The following is a 16,495-nucleotide window of genomic DNA, read 5'->3' on the forward strand; positions in this document are numbered from 1 at the left end:
ATCATTCAGCGATAAATGTATTTGCCAGCAGGTCCAATTATTGGCGTGTTATCTTCTTTTCCACTCTTAGTAAAACCAAATAACTCCTTATGCCCCCATGGCTGACTCAATTTTCCCTCTATATCTTCAGGTGCGCCAAAGCCGCCACTCTCAATCCCTAGGGGTGAAAAAACCTCTTTTCTAATTAAGTTTTCCCATGAAACTCCGGCGATTTTTTCAGCTATTACACCTGCAATCGTATATCCGACATTAGAGTACACAAAGGTGCCACCTGGAGTTACGTCAGGCCGCTGAGAGAGGATATGGCGCACTGCTGATTCTCTCGCAGCCATTCTCTCACTGCCGGCGTTTGGATGTTTTAAGCTAACAAAAAGTGAGAAGTTGGGCGTTGCCCCAGATGTATGTGAAAGCAGGTCGCCTAGAGTTACATCGTTCCATTCTGAATGGATGTCCTTGTCGTCGGGAAAAACATCTTTGATCGATGTATCCCACTGCAAATCACCTCTGTCAACTAAGCGAGCAATCATCGTCGCGGTAAAAGATTTAGTAATAGAACCAATATGCCATAGGTCCTGGTGTGAGACGGGAACACCTTCCCCTGTTTTACGCTCGCCGCTAACCGAAAGCCCAATGATCTTGCTGTTCTGGATGACTATCGCACCTAGGCCGACCAGATTTTCAGATTTTCTCTGTTCGTCCACGTGCCTTTCTAAAAGTTTATCGATCTGCGCAAAGGGATCTTCTTCCGAAGCGAAGCAGCTAATTGAAGAAAGTACCAAGGGGACGATTAAAAATGATATGGCTTTCATTGCGTTCTCTCACGCCGCGCTCTGCGGAAATTTAGGAGCGCTAGCGAGTAAATTTTCCGTAGCAGCGCCTTGTATGGCCTAATCACCCAAATATTCGGTAAGGTGAGACCCGTAACTTACCGCCATAAGTTACCGGCCTGGCAGCCCGATGAGCGAGAAGTCTAAAGACCGTTAACAAGCGTGGGCGCCGGGCCGACCCGATTTATAAACTCGAACAGTCGAATGGGCCTCGAGCCCGAATTTAGCAAGGAAGAGTCATCATGACAAACCAAAAGCTAGCGAAGTCCAGGGTTAATGTCGGTGTCGATGTGGGGAAATGGAGTTTGGATATCTGTATCCACGAGAAGAAGCTGGTGTGGCAGGTAGAAAATACGCCAAAAGGTATCCGATCACTGATGAACCGTCTTTCGCGATATCATGTTGAGCGAATCGTTATGGAAGCGACCGGCAGATATGAATTCGCACTGGCGGAAGCAGCCTATGATAAGGGCTTACCGGTATGTATAGCGAAGCCGACATCCGTCAGAAAGTATGCTGGCGCTATAGAGCAGCTCGCCAAGACGGATCGTATTGACGCTCTGGTAATTGCTGAGTATGCGTCGGTAATCAAGCCTCGCGTAACGCCTGAGAAAAGTAAAAACCTTATAGCTATCAAAGACTTACTCGCCAGGCGTCGTCAGGTGCTGAGTCTTCGGACTCAAGAAATCAATCGTCGACACATTATGGATGGCGGGATTAAACGCTCCTGTCGTCGACTGATCAAGTGCTTTGATGCTGAGATTGCTTGGGTCGAAAAAAGGCTTGAGAAGCTCGTAGAAACAGAGTCCGAATGGTCAGAAAAGCGAGAGATTTTGGAGTCAGCGCCAGGTGTAGGGAAAACGCTTGCGTTCACCCTGTTAGCCGACATGCCAGAACTTGGTAGCCTGACAAACAAGCAAGCGTCGGCACTCGTTGGGGTAGCACCGATCAATCGCGATAGTGGAAAGATGCGCGGGAAACGACGGATTCAGGGAGGACGAGCTTCAGTTCGCACGACGCTCTATATGGCGACACTAAGCGCAACTCAATGCAATCCTGCGATCAAGCCTTTCTACAAAAATCTCGTGGCGCAAGGCAAGCATAAGAAAGTTGCTTTGACCGCCTGCATGCGGAAATTCATTACTATTTTGAATGCGATGATTCGAGAAAAACAAGCGTGGTGCGCAACCTAAATTTGGGATGGTTGACACCACAGTCGCTTTTTATAAGCCCCTACGAAAATAGGCCTTTTTCGTAAAGTGGCATTATTTCATCGTATGCTTCATCAAAGTATTCACTACTGAGCAAACTATATTTTTCAGTTAACTCAAGCTGATGATAGCCTTTCATATTACTTTCCAATGCAACTGCACCAATAATTACTTGATTGTTCTCTCCTAAACTCTCAGTACACAGTGCAATTAACTTCTCAGTACCTTCAGTATCAAGATCTTGTTGCTTGGGAGAATCAATAACTATCGGTAGCATTGCTACGGTAGAGTGCTTTTCCATGGTTTTTAACAACCCATAATGGTAAGCAAATATCGACCTTGGACTTCTACTACCAGTCTTACTTTTTGTGATTTTCCCATATTGTATCAAAGGGGCTATAACTGGAGATCTAATGCCCAGTTTATCCTGTGCTATTGCCAAAAATGATTTAAAGTCGTCATTAATAGTTTGCGTACGTTTTCTATCCGTAAACTCATTTTGTTTTTTAAAAAGGTCTTCCAATGCTTTCGATCGTTCACCTATTTTTTCATGTAAGCTCTTTATTTGCTCTTCAAACGTGATTTCAACTTCCTTGCTTGCTTGTGACCTGATAACATCCTTCAGAGAGAGCTCTCCTTTCACTTCCCTCATCATTGCGTTTAATTCAGAACTTAATTCTTTAGACTGGCGGAGCTGTTCCTTTACAGAATTAATTTGATCATCTAGAACTTGTTTCTCGTCATACATTTTTGGAAGTAATTCAAGAAGCTGCTCACGATTTTCAAATACGTGATATTTTACTGACATATCAGTCGAGAGATCTTCTTCAAAGTTTTCGAGAAGGCTTCTGCATGTCTCGATTTCCTTTGCAATTGAATCTCTATTTGAAAGTAGATCAAGTAGCTTAAGTCTGAATTCAGACTCCTCTACATTTAGCTCTTGGCATTTTCCTAGGAATTTATTCAACAGATCTTGATAATAATCTACATCGATATCAAATAAGACTCTGCCAAATGATTCTTCAAATTTTTTCTTCGCTGCAATTACAGCCTCGAGCATTGCGCTTAGTTCTTCTAGCTCTAGTTGTATAGTCTTTATCTCACCAGCAAGCTCATAATACTCTTTAGGCTTAATTCCAGAATGGAATTGTAGTGAGTTTTTTTGCCAGTCATCATACATGGCCATACCAGAGAATGATGACAGCGCAGTATGCCATCCCTCATCTTGATCAATATAAAAAGGCAAGTACAAACAAGCAGGGTTTGCTTGGGTTTGCTTTCCTGTTTTCTTATAAGAAAGCTGAAGGTTAAAGTTAAATATTTCCTTTATTTTCTCTGCAATAGCACTCATATGGCTAGAAGAGACTAGCAAGGTGTAACTATCTGAATATATGAATATTGAAATTCGCTTCTTATGGCGAACAAACGTATATTCCCTGCCATTTACGTTGATGCAGACTTTAGTGATTATGTCGTCATCTTTCCATTCCTTATCAAGCCTGCAGTCACCACCCAATGTGTAATACAGGGACTTAATAATACTGGACTTTCCAGTATCGTTATCTCCGTAAATAATGTTTATTTTTGGGGAGAAATTAAAAACCAGGCCTTTCTTATCACGCCTTGAAATAATAGAAACTTTTTTAAAGTATATGAGGCTCATGGTTCCTCGCCTCCGATAAGATTTTTAATTATGGAATAGACTATAATGGACTCCTTCTGCGGAGATGTAAGTGCCAGTGAGTAGTCGGGAACACTTACTTCCAAATTACTTTTCAATTCCTCAATATATAAACTCAAGGACTTATGAAGCTTGTTCTTATCATACATAGACTCTGCATTTTCTAGATAGGATTTTTCGACACTGTTATCTCTTTTTATGGATATGCTTACTCTTGAAAATGTGGCCTGCAAAGAGATTAGTTCAATCGAGCTTTTTCCTAAGTCTGCAAATATTGCTCGAGCATTTTCCCAATTTGGCTCCAAGCGTTTGCTTTCGCATATTGATTGTAAAGAGCCCCTAATAAAGCTCGAAGACAAACCTTTCTTTTTAACTAGTTCATCAAAGTCTTTGATATCAGAGGATCTTACTTTTGATCTATCTCGACATGCGCTTTCAAGTGTTTTGGCAAATGATGAGGGGTTTACATCTATGTCATTTTCAAAATACTTGTCGAAAAAATCACATATTTTCCCTTTTAAATGTGAAGAGTGCCCCTCTAAGCTCAAATCTGATGTTAGGAAGGTAAGTGATTTCAGTTCAACTGAATAACCTTTGCCTATTTGATCTGAGACTTTACTTTTAATATTTGTTTGTAGTGTATTATCAATTTCATGTGCGCCAAATATATTTCTACTTTCAAATGAGAAATAAGCATTGGTCACAAACATCAATTCTACGCCTTTATCACCAAACCTTTTTTTATGCTCAAAGAGCTTTCCAATAAATGAAATGGGCTTTTTCTTTGTTGAATTAATCAGTTTGGGTAATGTCCATGATCCTTCATTCGTTTTAACTTGTGCGAATGTCACCCTTTTAGGGTCGCTTTCAGAGTCAAGTATTAACACATCATCATGAAACTCAAATACGAAAACATACTCTTTCCCTTCTAACTCATACTCAAGCATGTGTGACAGCGCCCAACAGGATTGAAAATCAAAACCTCTTTGGGCGATCTCTCCTCCTCGTTCTGTCTGAGGGGTGTTGATAAGAATTTCACTTAACTCCATGACAGTCCTTTATCCAATTCACATTAATTCTCCAATCTGAAACTAGGGCTTATAACGCCCAGCGTTGGCTGTCGGTATCTGTCAACGTAGTTGTCGCGTTTAAGGTATCAGCTCTTTAACAATTTACCGCCTTGTCCGGGTTCAGCATTACTGACTCCGGCAAGCTGAGGTTTCTTGTTTCTCCTGACCAGCGTCGAGGGTTCTTGGCCTTCGCAGCCTCAAGCACAACTCTGCGCTGAATCAGTATCTCGTGAGCCTCTCCATTATGGCGTTGCTCAGGTGTTACGTAGTTCAAGCCACTGTGGCGATGCTCGGTGTTGTACCATCGCACAAACGCCAGCACCCAGTTCCGAGCTTCATTGATCGTTTTGAAGCCACTTGCCGGGAAGCCCGGTCGGAACTTCAGCGTCTTGAACAATGACTCAGAGTAGGCATTGTCGTTGCTCACTCGGGGGCGGCTGTTCGAGGGGGTTATACCAAGGTCATACAGTTTCTCCAGGAATGTCGCCGCCTTCATGGGGCTACCATTATCGGAGTGCAGTACAAGCGGCTTGCTCTTCGCCGTCAGGCGCTCACGCCAGCAGGCTTTCTCGATAAACTCACAAGCCAACTCTCCGGTCTCACGCTCATACACCTCATGGCCGACAATTTTCCGGCTGTAAACATCCATAACCAAGTAAAGGTAATACCAGGTTCCGCATGCTGGTCCTGGTAGCCACGAGATATCCCACGACCACAGACAGTTTGGTTCTGATGCTTTGTGTGTGGTCGCTGCTCGCTTCCGCTCCGGCGCCTTCTGGCGGCCTCTACGGTGGACTTGATTGTATTCATGTAAAACCCGGTAGAGCGTTGATTCAGAGGCGAGATAATGGCCCTGATCCAGCTGGTCAGCAACAATAAATGCTGGAGGGCAGCTTCGGTATTCAGGTTGATTACACAGGGCTATTACGGCTTGACGCTCCTTAGCCGTCAGTTTGTTCGATGGCTCCGGCCTCGGCACCACGGGCCTCTGATCTTCCCTGACAACCTCGTCAGTGACCCAGCGTTGATAGGTGCGTACGCTCAAGTTCAGCAAGGCACAGGCCTTGGCCAGCCGGGCTCCGCTGCGATTGGCTTCGGCAATCAGAGCAACGATCTGCTGGCGATCTGGGAGGCTGGTCATTCGTCCTCGTCTTTGTGGCCCCAGATCGCCTCGGCTTTTTTTGACAGTGTGAGGAGCGCAGCGGTTTCAGCGAGCGCCTTCTCCTTACGTCGCAGCTCTGCCTCAAGCTTTTTGATACGCTTTTTCTCGGCCTTACTGGCCTTTTGGTTGCGTTTAGACTGCTCGTCAGATACAGCATTGGCTGACATGCAGGCCGTTTTCCAGGCCTCAATCTGCTCGGGGTAAAGGCCTTTCTTGCGGCAGTATTCACTGAGCTCCGCCTCAGTCATTGGGGCAGTTTCAAGGACGACTTTGAATTTTTCTTCGCTACTCCAATTATCGGGAGTAGCAGAGTTGGAAGGCAAAACAGCACCTCGTTGTCTGGCGGCTTTACGCCAATTGTACAGGGTAGCGGTACTGATGCCTTCCTGGCTCGCCAGTTCGGCAACGGTCATGCTGTGAGGCGGCGCCATCTTCTTGAGGATGGCCTCTTTACGTTCAGGTGAATAGTGGGGCATGGTTGTCCTCTGAAAAGTTCAGGCGACAACTACCCTGACACATAGGGCTGTCGCTCTGCCGCTGATTGTTATACGGGGCCACTGCACTCAGGCTCAACGATAGTTTCACAATAGATTTCCGTCGCTAGAGCTAGCAACTGCTGACTGAACAATTCAGTGATCTCTTTTGCATGCTGCTCTATTTCTGGAGTAGCTTTTCGCTCAGATCCAATGTATTTGAAGCCGACGGATATTTTAGTGGATGGCTCACCAGGAATTGCATCTGTTGTTTTCTTCACACGAAACTGTACACGCTCTCGCATAAAGTTATCTGCGTACATTGGATATTTTTCTTTTATCTCATCGATTAGACGCGGCTCAAAAATCTCGCTCTTTATGCAGTCAATTTCTTCTTCGCCTACATTCTGCATTTTTACGGATGTAAGCGAGGAAATAGTACATGTATCGCAATCCATGGTACATCCAGCTGAAAGCAACATGAGCGGAAACAAATATGCAATTACTTTTTTCATTTTTATAGGTCTCAGTCTCGATTATTCGTATAACGCCGCAATAAGACGTCGGCTGCATTACTTTGTTAGGGCTTTGATAGTGCATGGCCTGCGCCACAAGCCACGAACACCAAACCAACCAGGCAAGCAACGACCGCAACTCCGCCAAGTAACCAGCTTATACAATGCACCCATTTTGGCGAATCAAGTACTTCGACTCCTTGAATATTGTCGTTAAACCGTTTTTCCCAGCTCTTTAAAACGACTGCACCAGATATCACGAGTAAAAAATGTAACAGCAATGATGCGGCAAGACTTGACGCGAATAGGTACCAAGAAGCTCTTAAAAGTTGTTCTCCTTGCGCCGGCAAGTTCGGACGACTTCCATTTAGATAGGCACCAATAGTAATCGACATCACGCCTCCGCTTAGCACTATTACGACATTCAATAACTTTTCAATTCGATTTTTCCAATCAGCCGTAAAATTATTAAAGGCTTCTGTATCGTTACTCATGTTTTTTCAGGTACTGAGCCCTAACGCCCGCCACACGGGCAAAGTTGAAGCGCAGCGTAAACTTTGTCCCTGTGCTGTCGATTGCTATGCATCTTCGTCTGGAACCTTCAAGTCCGCTGAAGCAAGGGGGTGGCTTTGCGAGTTGAAGAAAAATAGTTCCTTTCCTTTAAGGTCAACGGCTAGCCGGGATTTTAGGGCGACAATATCCTCGCCATCTTGATGTGGCCAAACACCGATTGCCACTTTACTAGAATCGCTCTGCAAGAGCGCATCAATAATGTGTTGGTCATAATCTTTATGCAAAGAATGCCCAATTACGACCACTCCATTCTCGCTCCTTGCGAGCTTTTCGTAACAAAAGCGGAGATAATCATTCCGTTTAATCCGCGACAGCTTCCATTTTGAACTGCCTTCAGTGATAAATAGGGGGAACTGTTCGGGATGGTCTAAATCAAAGAGCTCCGATAACCGGTTTAGACCATTGGCGGTTAGCTTTTTAGTCTTTCCATTTGGAAGCTCTACGAGGTGAATAGCGCCGTGCAGGTAATGGAGTTTTGTTCTGTCTGCGGGAACAGCTACATCAGATGAATCAAAGCAACCATCCGCCCCCCAGAAGTAATCTTTAAATCTCCATGTATCAGAATCCATAATGGCCCAATAGGGGATTAAGTCATAGTTCGTGGTAAATACATTCTTGTAACCCCTAAGCCTTGCATTAATTTCAGTTACGTTAGCAAGTGCTGGTGGTATGTGAGCAAAGTTAACCGCTGAACCCAAGGCATTCTTGGCACTTTCATATAGAGCTGTAATCTCGGCTTCCTGAGGGTTACCAAGCTGCTCATCTACGAGCTTCGCGTGATACAGGATTCTCAGAACGTCTTCAAAGTTGGCACTGCCAACGTGCTCAAAGAGAGCAAGACTTTGCGCGTTGAGTTGATGGTCTATATCTTTTCTCTGAGCAACCTCAAACAATGTACCGTACCCAAATCGATCCCAGATATTAATACTAAAACCATTTCCAAGAAGCAGGTTTCTCCACTCCAACTCGGATAGCTCGTCCCACTCAACTAAGTTTTCGTCAATTTTAAGCTCTGGCATCGATACTCCGTTTCGAGAAATCATAAAATGCATAACGCCCAGCACAGCGGCTGGCAAAGCTGGCACGTAATTGCGCAGCAATTTGAGTGACAGGTTTGACAGTCCGTTGCTGCTGCTTGTTAGCTCATTCCGCCATGACTTTTTCCCAGCGATACTGACAATAACCACACTTTCCTTCATTGTATTGATCTTCTAGGCCTAATCCTTCCCCACACATTTCACAGCTTGTGTATTCCAACTCATATTCACAAGCAACGCACTTTCCTTCTTCATGTATAAACGTAGATTGATCACAACTCAAACATGTATCGTATGGAGACTCACCACCATTCATCGCATTATAGATTGCTTCTCCTGCCAGAGAATCATCAATACATTGCTCAACTACTTCATCAAAGGTGAAATCATTATCACATGACTTACAATGCAGATTAATCGAAGGATAAGAATCACTCGAATCCGGAGCCTCTATTAGCGAAGAATGACAACTCTCACATCTCAAATACTTTAAGGCATCTTTAACAGAATTATATTTCCAATCTATAGCATCAATTGTGGATTGACAGGCTTTCTCTTCTGCGGTGTATACATCACTTACTTCGAGTAGAGTTGACCAAGCATCTTGCCCTAGCGTTTCTTGTGGGTCTAATTCAAGATTATCAGATAGAAAATCTCGTATTAATAGGAAGGACTTAGCTACAATTTCTCTAACAGCATCTGGAGATTGGGAAGTATAGTAGTGCTCTAATTCATTTCTTAATTTGTTTATCTCATCGAACCGAGTCCAATCTACGGTTACTTTTAGACTCTTAAAGCGCTCTTTTATCGATTGAACATCTACAGTTTTATGGCCTTTTCCTTCGAAAACGATTTCACCTTCATCATTCTGAATAGGCCGAATATTTTGTTTAATCAAAAGCTCTTTATTGTCTTCAGGAGAGAGCTGACACAATTTCTCTTTGTACAATAGAAGAATTCCCGCAGAAATATTTCTAATTGCGGAGACACTTCTTCTGTCATCTGTATCCTGATAGTCTTCAATTCCGATTTGAATCGAATCTATCGCATTCTTGATTATGCTCACGACCTCTCCTTGGAGCTAACGCCCAGCGCAGGCGCAGCGTTGGCTGTCGCTCTGCCGCTGCTTGTATGGTCAAATTCCCCATATCTTCGATAAAGTGAGGCCCGTAACTTGCCTCCACAAGTTACCGGTGTGGCAGCTCGATGCCTGGCAGGAGCAGGTTCTACCTAGCCCGTTAACAAGCGTGTAGCGCCACACCGACCCTATGTATAACCCGAACAGTCGAATGGGCCTCATGAGCCCGAATGTAGCAAGGATGGGATGATCTCACAATGCGCGAAATAGCTACAAAAGGGGTAAACGTCGGTGCAGATATTGGAAAGGCTTTTCTTGATATCTACATCCACGAGCGAGACCGGTATTGGCAGATTGATAACACCAAAACCGAGATCAATAAATGGATCAAGGCGATACGCCGGTTCAAGGTCGAAAGGGTCGTGCTAGAAGCGACTGGCCGGTATGAGCGCTTATTTTACGAGCAGTTGGCTGAGGCCGGTATTCCCGTCGTCATAGTCAACCCTTTAAAGGTCCGACGCTATGCAGGAGCTGCCGGCATCCTCGCCAAAACCGATAAAGTCGATGCCAAGCTGATTGCCGAATTTGGTGCGGTAATGCAGCCAGAGGTGATGCCTCCGGAGTCAAAAATTCAGCGTCAAATCAAAGACTTACTGGTTAGGCGGCGGCAGCTTATGACGATGCGAACGATGGAGAAGAACAGAGGCAAGATAATGCCGAAGTGCCTCCAAGCTGATTACCGCCGCCACATTAAATTCCTCGAAAAGGAAACTGAGAGAATCGACGAAAAGCTCGATAAAGCAATTAAAGCGGAGGAGCTTTGGCGCGCCAAGCGCGAGCAGCTCGAATCGGTTCCTGGGGTAGGCAAATTACTGGCTACTACGCTAATAGCGGAACTGCCGGAGCTGGGTAACCTGAGCCCCAAGGAGATCGCAGCACTCGTCGGCGTAGCACCATTTAATAGAGACAGCGGATCACTCAGGGGGAAGCGTCGAATAAGAGGTGGCAGAGCATCTGTTCGAACGATTCTCTATATGGCGACCCTTTCATCGACGATTCACAATCCGATGATCCGAGAGTTTTATAAACGGCTCGTGAACCAGGGCAAACATAAAAAAGTCGCCCTCACGGCCTGCATGCGGAAGATGATCGTAATACTAAATGCCATGGTGAGAGACGGAACTTACTGGGGAGAAAGCGACCTCAAGTTGGCAGCTTGACATCACAGTCGCTTGTTAACTGTTGTGCTCAATGAGCCGCTGCGCCACCTCAATTGGCTCCACTTCCATGCCGAAAAAATGAGCATCCCAATTAGGACCGACTAGGTGTCCATCACCATGCATACCTTTTAGCCAGTTATCAATAAAGCTATCCAGATTAATCATAGATGGAGCGGAATCACTCCAAATTTCCTTGCAATGTCTTTTTGCATAGGCTTTGTCTGACCAGAATACAAAAACGAGTGTTTCATCATACTCGTTTGACGGACTGGTAGCCCAAGTACCATCAGAGTGTTGTATCCCCCAGACTTCTCCCGACTCTTTAACTCTCTTAAGAAATCTTTCGAAATTTTCTTTTGTTGTAGCTGAATCTTGGAACATAGATTAATTCGTGAATGACAGTTAACGCCTTGCTCAGCGGCGGCTTACTTTATGCAACTTTTGCGCGAAACTGGGAGCGTAGCGACCGCGCAAAAGATGCATAAAGTAAGACGTCAGCTGCAGCAACTTGTTAGGCATTTTTTGACCACCTTGCGTAGATTAGTGAGGAGGCAACCAAAAAAGGAATGCCTACTAATAAAACACTCAGTACTGAGGCAAAGTATTGTGGAAGGTTTACTCCACCCTGAAGTAAATAACATACAAAAAATGCCGTGACTACCATCGGCAGAATGCTAGATAGCAAACCCGAAATCAATACGTTGAGATAGTGATTAAGATGCGAGAAAAACTTTGTGGAAACCTTGAATATCGGAAATCCAATTAAGCAAACCCCAACAGCTGTAGGGAGTGCGAACAGTAGAATGACCATTGCTATAACATGGAAATCCGGCACAAAAATCATACCAATCATGAAAATTACAAACCAAGTTGCCATCGTCCCAACGATTGCAGATGCGATGTATTTAACGACTTGGTGCTCGATCATTCCTGATGCCTAACGCCCAGCGCAGGCGCAGCCAGCGCGGAGCGCATTTTGTGTTAATGTTTGAGCGCCAGCGAGTAACACAAAAGGTGCGTAGCGTTGGCTGTCGCTCTGCCGCTGATTGTTATGCACTTCGGAGTATTTTGTTAGCGTAGAGATCCTCTACAGGGAAAATCATTGTGTAATCATCCCAATTTAGGTTCCCATCCACTATCTCATACTCAAGAAACTTTCTTTCAGACTTATACTGTTCATAGTCTGGATGACCCACAGAAAATATGAATGGTGCAAAATCTACGATCTGCTTGTGGCCATCATTGAAAGTTATTTCAAGAATGTGAGATTTTAGGTGACGGACAGACTCAACCAAAATTTCTGACATTTTTAACTCTCTGCGTGATTACTTTAGGAGCAATAGGCTGCTTTCTCACGAAGTATGAAACCCACTTCTCAACGATTTCATCAGCATATACGTTGACAAATTCTTCAAACTCTTTTCTCTTCTTAGGATCTAAACCCTGCCCCTTATCCTTGATGATAATCTTGCTGATTTTTCCGTGGAAGAAATGAATTTCCGCCTTACTTTCTTTTCCTTCATATTTTGCATGGACGTGAATAGGTTCATGCTCATTGCTATAGAAGAAAAGAGTAATTCCGAGGTATTGATATAGTTTTGGCATCACATTCTCCTTGTGAAGTTTCTACTTGATTGCATAACGCCCGCAGCAGGGGCGACCAATGCTATGCACTTTTTGTGCGAAACTGGGAGCGCAGCGACCCGCACAAAATGTGCATAGCGTTGGGCGTCCCGCGGAGGCCCGAAGGGCTGGAGCAAACTGCCTGCGATTGTTATGAGATGGTGGCACGGCTTCGGAACTCGCCTATTCTTTTGCAAAGATCCACGTCTAGCTCATAGCCATATTGATTTAAAGCAGCATAGTTTTCCGCGCAACGGCTAATCATTTCATGTGAATCATTAATGATACACCCGATATTTATTTTTGAATTATTGGGATCAGAGGCATCCATATGTTTGAGGTTGTTCCTAATGTGGTTTAATGATCCCTTAGCCTCTTTTCCAGAAATTTCGTTCCCGCTAATTTTCTTGTGGATAGAAACAAGAAGATTTTTTCTCCATTCTATGGCGGGACTTCCTCCACTATGCAGAAGCGCATTTCCAAAAATTTCCTCTGCTGCACCAGCAAGAGTTAACGCACACAAATATTCATCTGAAAAATGTAGATCAATAGCCTTAGAAAGATGAATTTCAGCGCATACAAATTTTTCTACGATCATCTTCGAATCTCATAACGCCGCGCTCAGCCGCAGCTTACTTTGGGCGCATTTTGCGCGAAAATGGGAGCGACAGCGACCGCGCAAAAGGTGCACAAAGTAAGCTGTCGGCTGCAGCGCCTTGTTAACGTGCGATGCCCTTTGAGGCACTACGGATTAAAATTTTCACTTGAGACTTGCCGCCCGCACCCCTTTAGCAAGGGTAAAAGTAACCACAGTTCGCTCAGAACTTTACGAAAATCCTGGCCTTTAAAACACCATCCGAATTGAGCCCAAAACTTGCAGCCCGCTGTTTTAAGTAGGCTCAGCGGCTCTCCATAACTTGGGAAGCCCGCGCCAAGCCTGACAAAACAACATTCCTTCTATGCGAGCGTGGATTAAACCACAATCCGCATTTTAAAATTTTAAATCTCGGCTTTTCACAGTAGACCAAGGAACTATGTTCTTGCCTCTACACGTTAACGCCCACAGCAGGGGCGGCTTACCTTGTGCGCATTTTGCGCGAAAATGGGAGCGTAGCGACCTGCGCAAAAGGTGCACAAGGTAAGCCGTCCCGCGGAGGCCCAGCGGGCCTTAGCAATCTGCCTGTGTTTGTTAACGTGGTCTGGATATAAGGCCAACGAACCACCAGAGAACTGGAAAAACAATGTACAACAATATGACCATTGGTACCATTTCAGAAGCGCTTTCCGGGTCAAGAATCGACGCTGAATGGTTACTCTTGTCGTAATATACTTTTACAAGATCACCAGGCTTTAAACTCCTGAAATTCGCCAGTGTGGACAAACATGAATCACTATTTTTGACTATGTTTGAACTATATGTTTTCCCAGAGACTGTATAGAAATAGAAAACTTTTAAATTCCTACAGCCTCTGCCACCACCTGAAATATCTACTAGGGAAACATTCCCTTGGGCAACACCTGAATATCGAAAATTCATCTCACGATATGCATCAGATAGTGGGCCATTAAACATTACGTCCCATCCAGTAATAAAAATGAGATACGTTAAAATTTGCAGAAATACATTTTGCCAATGTAGCCGTAATACTTTCTTCGTAACCATGAAACGTTAACGCCCAGCGCAGGCGCAGCCAGCGCGGAGCACATTTTGTGTTAATTTTTGAGCGCCAGCGAGAACACAAAAGGTGCGTAGCGTTGGCTGTCGCTCTGCCGCTGTTTGTTAGCAATGTGGGTCAAACTAGGAACTCTATTGGATCCTTGGACTTGAAGTCCCGCTTACGCATGACTGTAATTGCAATAATTTCTCGATGATCCAGGCCAGATGTATCTCTTGTAAGCTCGACAGCACACGGTATATTGATGTCAGTTTTTGAGCACCGAATATTGAACGTATCATGATGCTTAAGCTTCACCAGCTTTCCGATATAGACCGTTGTGAGCCGGTTAAAAATACTATGTAGTTCAGTGATAGTAATATTTGGCACGTTTCTTGGGTGGTTCATTCTATCCTTGACAAAATGAACTGACATTTTGAAAGTGAGGCGCTCTTGAGAGAAGCGCTCATTCAGAATGCTTTCTAGCAATGAAATTTCATCAAGTGCGATACCCATTATTTCTCTCCCTGAAATTTCTGGTAAAGCTCAGCTAGTTTCGTATTTAATTCTTCCGTTGAATGAGCCGTAATAGATCCGGCAGATTGAGACTCTCGTACCGTTCCAATTCGAACCTCAAATTCTTCATTATCAAAAGAATCAACAAAAACAGACTTCCCCGTTTTCTCGTCAATGAATGAGGCAAAATTGTCCTCAATTGACATGTCAAATTTCACGCCGATCTCCTTTTAACGTGATTGAATTGCTAACGCCGCAATCAGCCGCGGCTTATTTTGTGTGCTTTTTGCACGAAAATGGGAGCGCAGCGACCGTGCAAAAGGTGCACAAAGTAAGACGTCGGCTGCATTGCTTTGTTAAGTGCTCGCCAGCGCCACGACTACCGAAGAGAAGAAGTAAGCTGCAATTGCAATAACCGCCAATAGAAGAGGCATAATGTACTCTCCGAACCAAGTAGTACGAATTATGTGCTTAACGCTCACAATAAGATACGTTAACCACAAATGTCTTTTGGTTACTTGGTAATCACTACCAAGAGCTTTTGAGATTTCCTCTTCAAGCGCACCATCCTTCTCAGGATCTATGACTTCTCTAACGGTGTAACGTAAAAATCCGTTGTACTCAATTATTTTAAAATAATCTAAGGGTATTACTTCTTCTGACGGGTACTGCTTCAGCCGTACTTTTCTAGCAACGTGAGGTACTCTTCCAGAAATTAAGTGATCTAACGCCCGAAAAATACCAGTCCCACCAAGCTCATTAAGGTATTGCCAATATTTAATCACCATATAAATGAGCGCGAGAATTACGAGTTGAAGAGGAACTTCGGGGCGTTCAAATTTTATTGAATTTCCCAGAAGGCTGAGTTTTTCAATTTCCCCACCGGCAAAAAGCATGAATAGAGCAATGGCCGATAGAAGTAGCGTATTTCTTCTATGCTTGAAAAATCTTTCTTTCTTTTCTTTATCTTCTTCGATTTGCATAATCTATAAATCACTTAACGCCGCGCTCAGCCGCGGCCAACTTTGTGCGCTTTAAGCGCGAAAATGGGAGCGCAGCGACCGCGCATAAAGTGCACAAAGTTGGCCGTCGGCCTGCAGCGCATTGTTAGGCGGACTCATGCTCACTACTTTTACTTACCTCATATCGTAGCTCGGCCATCCCTACCCCCATTTGCTGAACGGATATTAGACAGAGCGTAGGGCTTAAAACACGACGCGGAAAAAGTGGCTTACCTTTAGCAAGAGTGGCGGAACCGACTTGAATAATTAGCTCGTCCAACAAGCCCGCGTCATAGAACTGGCCAGCCAAGTCACCGCCGCCGACGATCCAAATATTTTTATCTTTGGCAGCAACCTTCATTGCTTCGTGCGCTTTACGTACATCTCCATTTGAAAAATGAATATCTGCGCCATCAATCATTGGTAGCTTGCGACTAGAGAACACCCAGGCAGGTTTGTTGTAAGGCCATGGAGAACCAGTCTCTTTAGCGACCTGGTCTGCATTACGTACCATCCATTCATAAGTTGATGACCCCATAGCCAAGGCTCCAACTTCGGAAATGAACTCCGGATAACTAGAGCTATTAATATCTCCAAGAGGAAAAAGCCAATCAAGAGAGTCTTCTTCAGTAGCGAGAAATCCATCAAGGCTTGTAGCTGTGTAATATTGTGTTTTCACTATTTCCACCTATTCAATTGTGTTCGCCTAACGCCGCGCTCAGCCGCGGACAATTTTGGGCGCTTTATGCGCGACAATGGGAGCGTAGCGACCGCGCATAAAGTGCACAAAGTTGGCCGTCGGCTGCAGCGCCTTGTTAAATGCATTTGCCACGCAAGGACTATGCGCATAGAC

At 44.5% G+C, this 16,495-nt stretch carries 20 protein-coding genes; 2 read left to right on the forward strand and 18 right to left on the reverse strand.

The window, feature by feature from the left end; translation table 11 throughout:
• Positions 1-5 precede the first annotated feature (5 nt).
• Positions 6-809 carry a serine hydrolase gene (locus AU11_RS16225; protein ID WP_043320690.1) on the reverse strand — a complete coding sequence of 268 codons (804 nt, stop codon included), beginning with the start codon at positions 807-809 and terminating at the stop codon, positions 6-8.
• Between the two features lie 260 nt (positions 810-1,069).
• On the opposite strand from AU11_RS16225, the gene AU11_RS16230 reads away from it, so the two are divergent.
• Positions 1,070-2,020, forward strand: a complete 951-nt coding sequence (locus tag AU11_RS16230) for an IS110 family transposase (protein WP_043320691.1) — start codon at positions 1,070-1,072, stop codon at positions 2,018-2,020.
• 40 nt (positions 2,021-2,060) lie between these two features.
• Here the strand turns inward: AU11_RS16230 and AU11_RS16235 are convergent, their stop codons facing one another.
• The 7 genes from AU11_RS16235 to AU11_RS16265 form a co-directional block, all read right to left on the reverse strand.
• The gene (locus AU11_RS16235) at positions 2,061-3,701 is read right to left on the reverse strand and encodes an AAA family ATPase (RefSeq protein ID WP_043320692.1); all 1,641 of its coding nucleotides are present in this window, start codon (positions 3,699-3,701) and stop codon (positions 2,061-2,063) included.
• The gene (locus AU11_RS16240; RefSeq protein WP_043320693.1) at positions 3,698-4,768 is read right to left on the reverse strand and encodes a DUF4297 domain-containing protein; all 1,071 of its coding nucleotides are present in this window, start codon (positions 4,766-4,768) and stop codon (positions 3,698-3,700) included. The genes AU11_RS16235 and AU11_RS16240 overlap by 4 nt, the downstream gene beginning before the upstream one ends.
• A 115-nt stretch (positions 4,769-4,883) precedes the next feature.
• Positions 4,884-6,427 (reverse strand): IS3 family transposase gene (locus AU11_RS16245; protein ID WP_156035073.1). Its coding sequence is split into 2 segments (ribosomal slippage): positions 4,884-5,956 and positions 5,956-6,427, totalling 1,545 coding nucleotides; the frame shifts between segments, so codons are not numbered across the junction.
• A 68-nt stretch (positions 6,428-6,495) separates the two neighbouring features.
• Complete coding sequence (locus AU11_RS16255) at positions 6,496-6,939, reverse strand: hypothetical protein (protein ID WP_043320694.1); 444 nt, start codon at positions 6,937-6,939, stop codon at positions 6,496-6,498.
• Positions 6,940-7,004: 65 nt separating this feature from the next.
• Positions 7,005-7,433, reverse strand: coding sequence for a hypothetical protein (locus tag AU11_RS18360; RefSeq protein WP_156035409.1), 429 nt, complete (start codon positions 7,431-7,433; stop codon positions 7,005-7,007).
• An 84-nt stretch (positions 7,434-7,517) separates the two neighbouring features.
• Positions 7,518-8,711 carry a DUF4917 family protein gene (locus AU11_RS16260; protein ID WP_197023884.1) on the reverse strand — a complete coding sequence of 398 codons (1,194 nt, stop codon included), beginning with the start codon at positions 8,709-8,711 and terminating at the stop codon, positions 7,518-7,520.
• Positions 8,656-9,615 (reverse strand): hypothetical protein, encoded by a 960-nt coding sequence (locus AU11_RS16265; protein WP_043320696.1) that lies wholly within the window; start codon positions 9,613-9,615, stop codon positions 8,656-8,658. Before AU11_RS16265 ends, AU11_RS16260 begins: the two co-directional genes overlap by 56 nt.
• A gap of 269 nt (positions 9,616-9,884) precedes the next feature.
• On the opposite strand from AU11_RS16265, the gene AU11_RS16270 reads away from it, so the two are divergent.
• The gene (locus AU11_RS16270; protein WP_081847844.1) at positions 9,885-10,847 is read left to right on the forward strand and encodes an IS110 family transposase; all 963 of its coding nucleotides are present in this window, start codon (positions 9,885-9,887) and stop codon (positions 10,845-10,847) included.
• Positions 10,848-10,862: 15 nt separating this feature from the next.
• On the opposite strand, the gene AU11_RS16275 is transcribed toward AU11_RS16270, so the two are convergent.
• The 10 genes from AU11_RS16275 to AU11_RS16310 all read right to left on the reverse strand — a co-directional run bounded on the left by AU11_RS16275 (position 10,863) and on the right by AU11_RS16310 (position 16,321).
• Positions 10,863-11,228, reverse strand: a complete 366-nt coding sequence (locus AU11_RS16275; RefSeq protein WP_043320697.1) for a DUF2750 domain-containing protein — start codon at positions 11,226-11,228, stop codon at positions 10,863-10,865.
• 130 nt (positions 11,229-11,358) lie between these two features.
• The gene (locus tag AU11_RS16280) at positions 11,359-11,775 is read right to left on the reverse strand and encodes a hypothetical protein (protein ID WP_043320698.1); all 417 of its coding nucleotides are present in this window, start codon (positions 11,773-11,775) and stop codon (positions 11,359-11,361) included.
• 121 nt (positions 11,776-11,896) lie between these two features.
• Complete coding sequence (locus AU11_RS18715; protein ID WP_043319731.1) at positions 11,897-12,154, reverse strand: DUF2442 domain-containing protein; 258 nt, start codon at positions 12,152-12,154, stop codon at positions 11,897-11,899.
• Positions 12,135-12,452: a DUF4160 domain-containing protein gene (locus AU11_RS16290; protein WP_043319732.1), complete on the reverse strand. Its 318-nt coding sequence runs from the start codon at positions 12,450-12,452 to the stop codon at positions 12,135-12,137. Before AU11_RS16290 ends, AU11_RS18715 begins: the two co-directional genes overlap by 20 nt.
• Positions 12,453-12,621: 169 nt before the next feature.
• A complete protein-coding gene (locus tag AU11_RS18365; RefSeq protein WP_156035411.1) occupies positions 12,622-13,068 on the reverse strand; it encodes a hypothetical protein in 447 nt (148 codons plus the stop codon).
• A gap of 591 nt (positions 13,069-13,659) precedes the next feature.
• Positions 13,660-14,133, reverse strand: coding sequence for a DUF3592 domain-containing protein (locus AU11_RS18720; RefSeq protein WP_156035413.1), 474 nt, complete (start codon positions 14,131-14,133; stop codon positions 13,660-13,662).
• A gap of 130 nt (positions 14,134-14,263) precedes the next feature.
• Positions 14,264-14,641 carry a hypothetical protein gene (locus AU11_RS16295; RefSeq protein ID WP_043320699.1) on the reverse strand — a complete coding sequence of 126 codons (378 nt, stop codon included), beginning with the start codon at positions 14,639-14,641 and terminating at the stop codon, positions 14,264-14,266.
• Positions 14,641-14,859 (reverse strand): hypothetical protein, encoded by a 219-nt coding sequence (locus AU11_RS16300; protein ID WP_043320700.1) that lies wholly within the window; start codon positions 14,857-14,859, stop codon positions 14,641-14,643. Before AU11_RS16300 ends, AU11_RS16295 begins: the two co-directional genes overlap by 1 nt.
• 138 nt (positions 14,860-14,997) lie before the next feature.
• Positions 14,998-15,624, reverse strand: coding sequence for a hypothetical protein (locus AU11_RS16305; RefSeq protein WP_043320701.1), 627 nt, complete (start codon positions 15,622-15,624; stop codon positions 14,998-15,000).
• A 124-nt stretch (positions 15,625-15,748) separates the two neighbouring features.
• On the reverse strand, positions 15,749-16,321 hold the full coding sequence (locus tag AU11_RS16310; RefSeq protein WP_043320921.1) for a dihydrofolate reductase family protein: 573 nt from the start codon (positions 16,319-16,321) through the stop codon (positions 15,749-15,751).
• Between the last annotated feature and the right edge of the window lie 174 nt (positions 16,322-16,495).

It is taken from the genome of Microbulbifer sp. HZ11 (genome assembly GCF_000708675.1).
Classification (GTDB): domain Bacteria; phylum Pseudomonadota; class Gammaproteobacteria; order Pseudomonadales; family Cellvibrionaceae; genus Microbulbifer.

What these genes read in the sequence shown, in the direction of transcription:
- AU11_RS16305 (WP_043320701.1), bottom strand. Translation starts at nt 15,624, where the DNA reads ATGCAAATCGAAGAAGATAAAGAAAAGAAAGAAAGATTTTTCAAGCAT.
- AU11_RS16240 (WP_043320693.1), bottom strand. Translation starts at nt 4,768, where the DNA reads ATGGAGTTAAGTGAAATTCTTATCAACACCCCTCAGACAGAACGAGGA.
- AU11_RS18360 (WP_156035409.1), bottom strand. Translation starts at nt 7,433, where the DNA reads ATGAGTAACGATACAGAAGCCTTTAATAATTTTACGGCTGATTGGAAA.
- AU11_RS16230 (WP_043320691.1), top strand. Translation starts at nt 1,070, where the DNA reads ATGACAAACCAAAAGCTAGCGAAGTCCAGGGTTAATGTCGGTGTCGAT.
- AU11_RS16225 (WP_043320690.1), bottom strand. Translation starts at nt 809, where the DNA reads ATGAAAGCCATATCATTTTTAATCGTCCCCTTGGTACTTTCTTCAATT.
- AU11_RS16270 (WP_081847844.1), top strand. Translation starts at nt 9,885, where the DNA reads ATGCGCGAAATAGCTACAAAAGGGGTAAACGTCGGTGCAGATATTGGA.
- AU11_RS18715 (WP_043319731.1), bottom strand. Translation starts at nt 12,154, where the DNA reads ATGTCAGAAATTTTGGTTGAGTCTGTCCGTCACCTAAAATCTCACATT.
- AU11_RS16290 (WP_043319732.1), bottom strand. Translation starts at nt 12,452, where the DNA reads ATGCCAAAACTATATCAATACCTCGGAATTACTCTTTTCTTCTATAGC.
- AU11_RS16280 (WP_043320698.1), bottom strand. Translation starts at nt 11,775, where the DNA reads ATGATCGAGCACCAAGTCGTTAAATACATCGCATCTGCAATCGTTGGG.
- AU11_RS18365 (WP_156035411.1), bottom strand. Translation starts at nt 13,068, where the DNA reads ATGATCGTAGAAAAATTTGTATGCGCTGAAATTCATCTTTCTAAGGCT.
- AU11_RS18720 (WP_156035413.1), bottom strand. Translation starts at nt 14,133, where the DNA reads ATGGTTACGAAGAAAGTATTACGGCTACATTGGCAAAATGTATTTCTG.
- AU11_RS16295 (WP_043320699.1), bottom strand. Translation starts at nt 14,641, where the DNA reads ATGGGTATCGCACTTGATGAAATTTCATTGCTAGAAAGCATTCTGAAT.
- AU11_RS16235 (WP_043320692.1), bottom strand. Translation starts at nt 3,701, where the DNA reads ATGAGCCTCATATACTTTAAAAAAGTTTCTATTATTTCAAGGCGTGAT.
- AU11_RS16255 (WP_043320694.1), bottom strand. Translation starts at nt 6,939, where the DNA reads ATGAAAAAAGTAATTGCATATTTGTTTCCGCTCATGTTGCTTTCAGCT.
- AU11_RS16260 (WP_197023884.1), bottom strand. Translation starts at nt 8,711, where the DNA reads ATGAAGGAAAGTGTGGTTATTGTCAGTATCGCTGGGAAAAAGTCATGG.
- AU11_RS16275 (WP_043320697.1), bottom strand. Translation starts at nt 11,228, where the DNA reads ATGTTCCAAGATTCAGCTACAACAAAAGAAAATTTCGAAAGATTTCTT.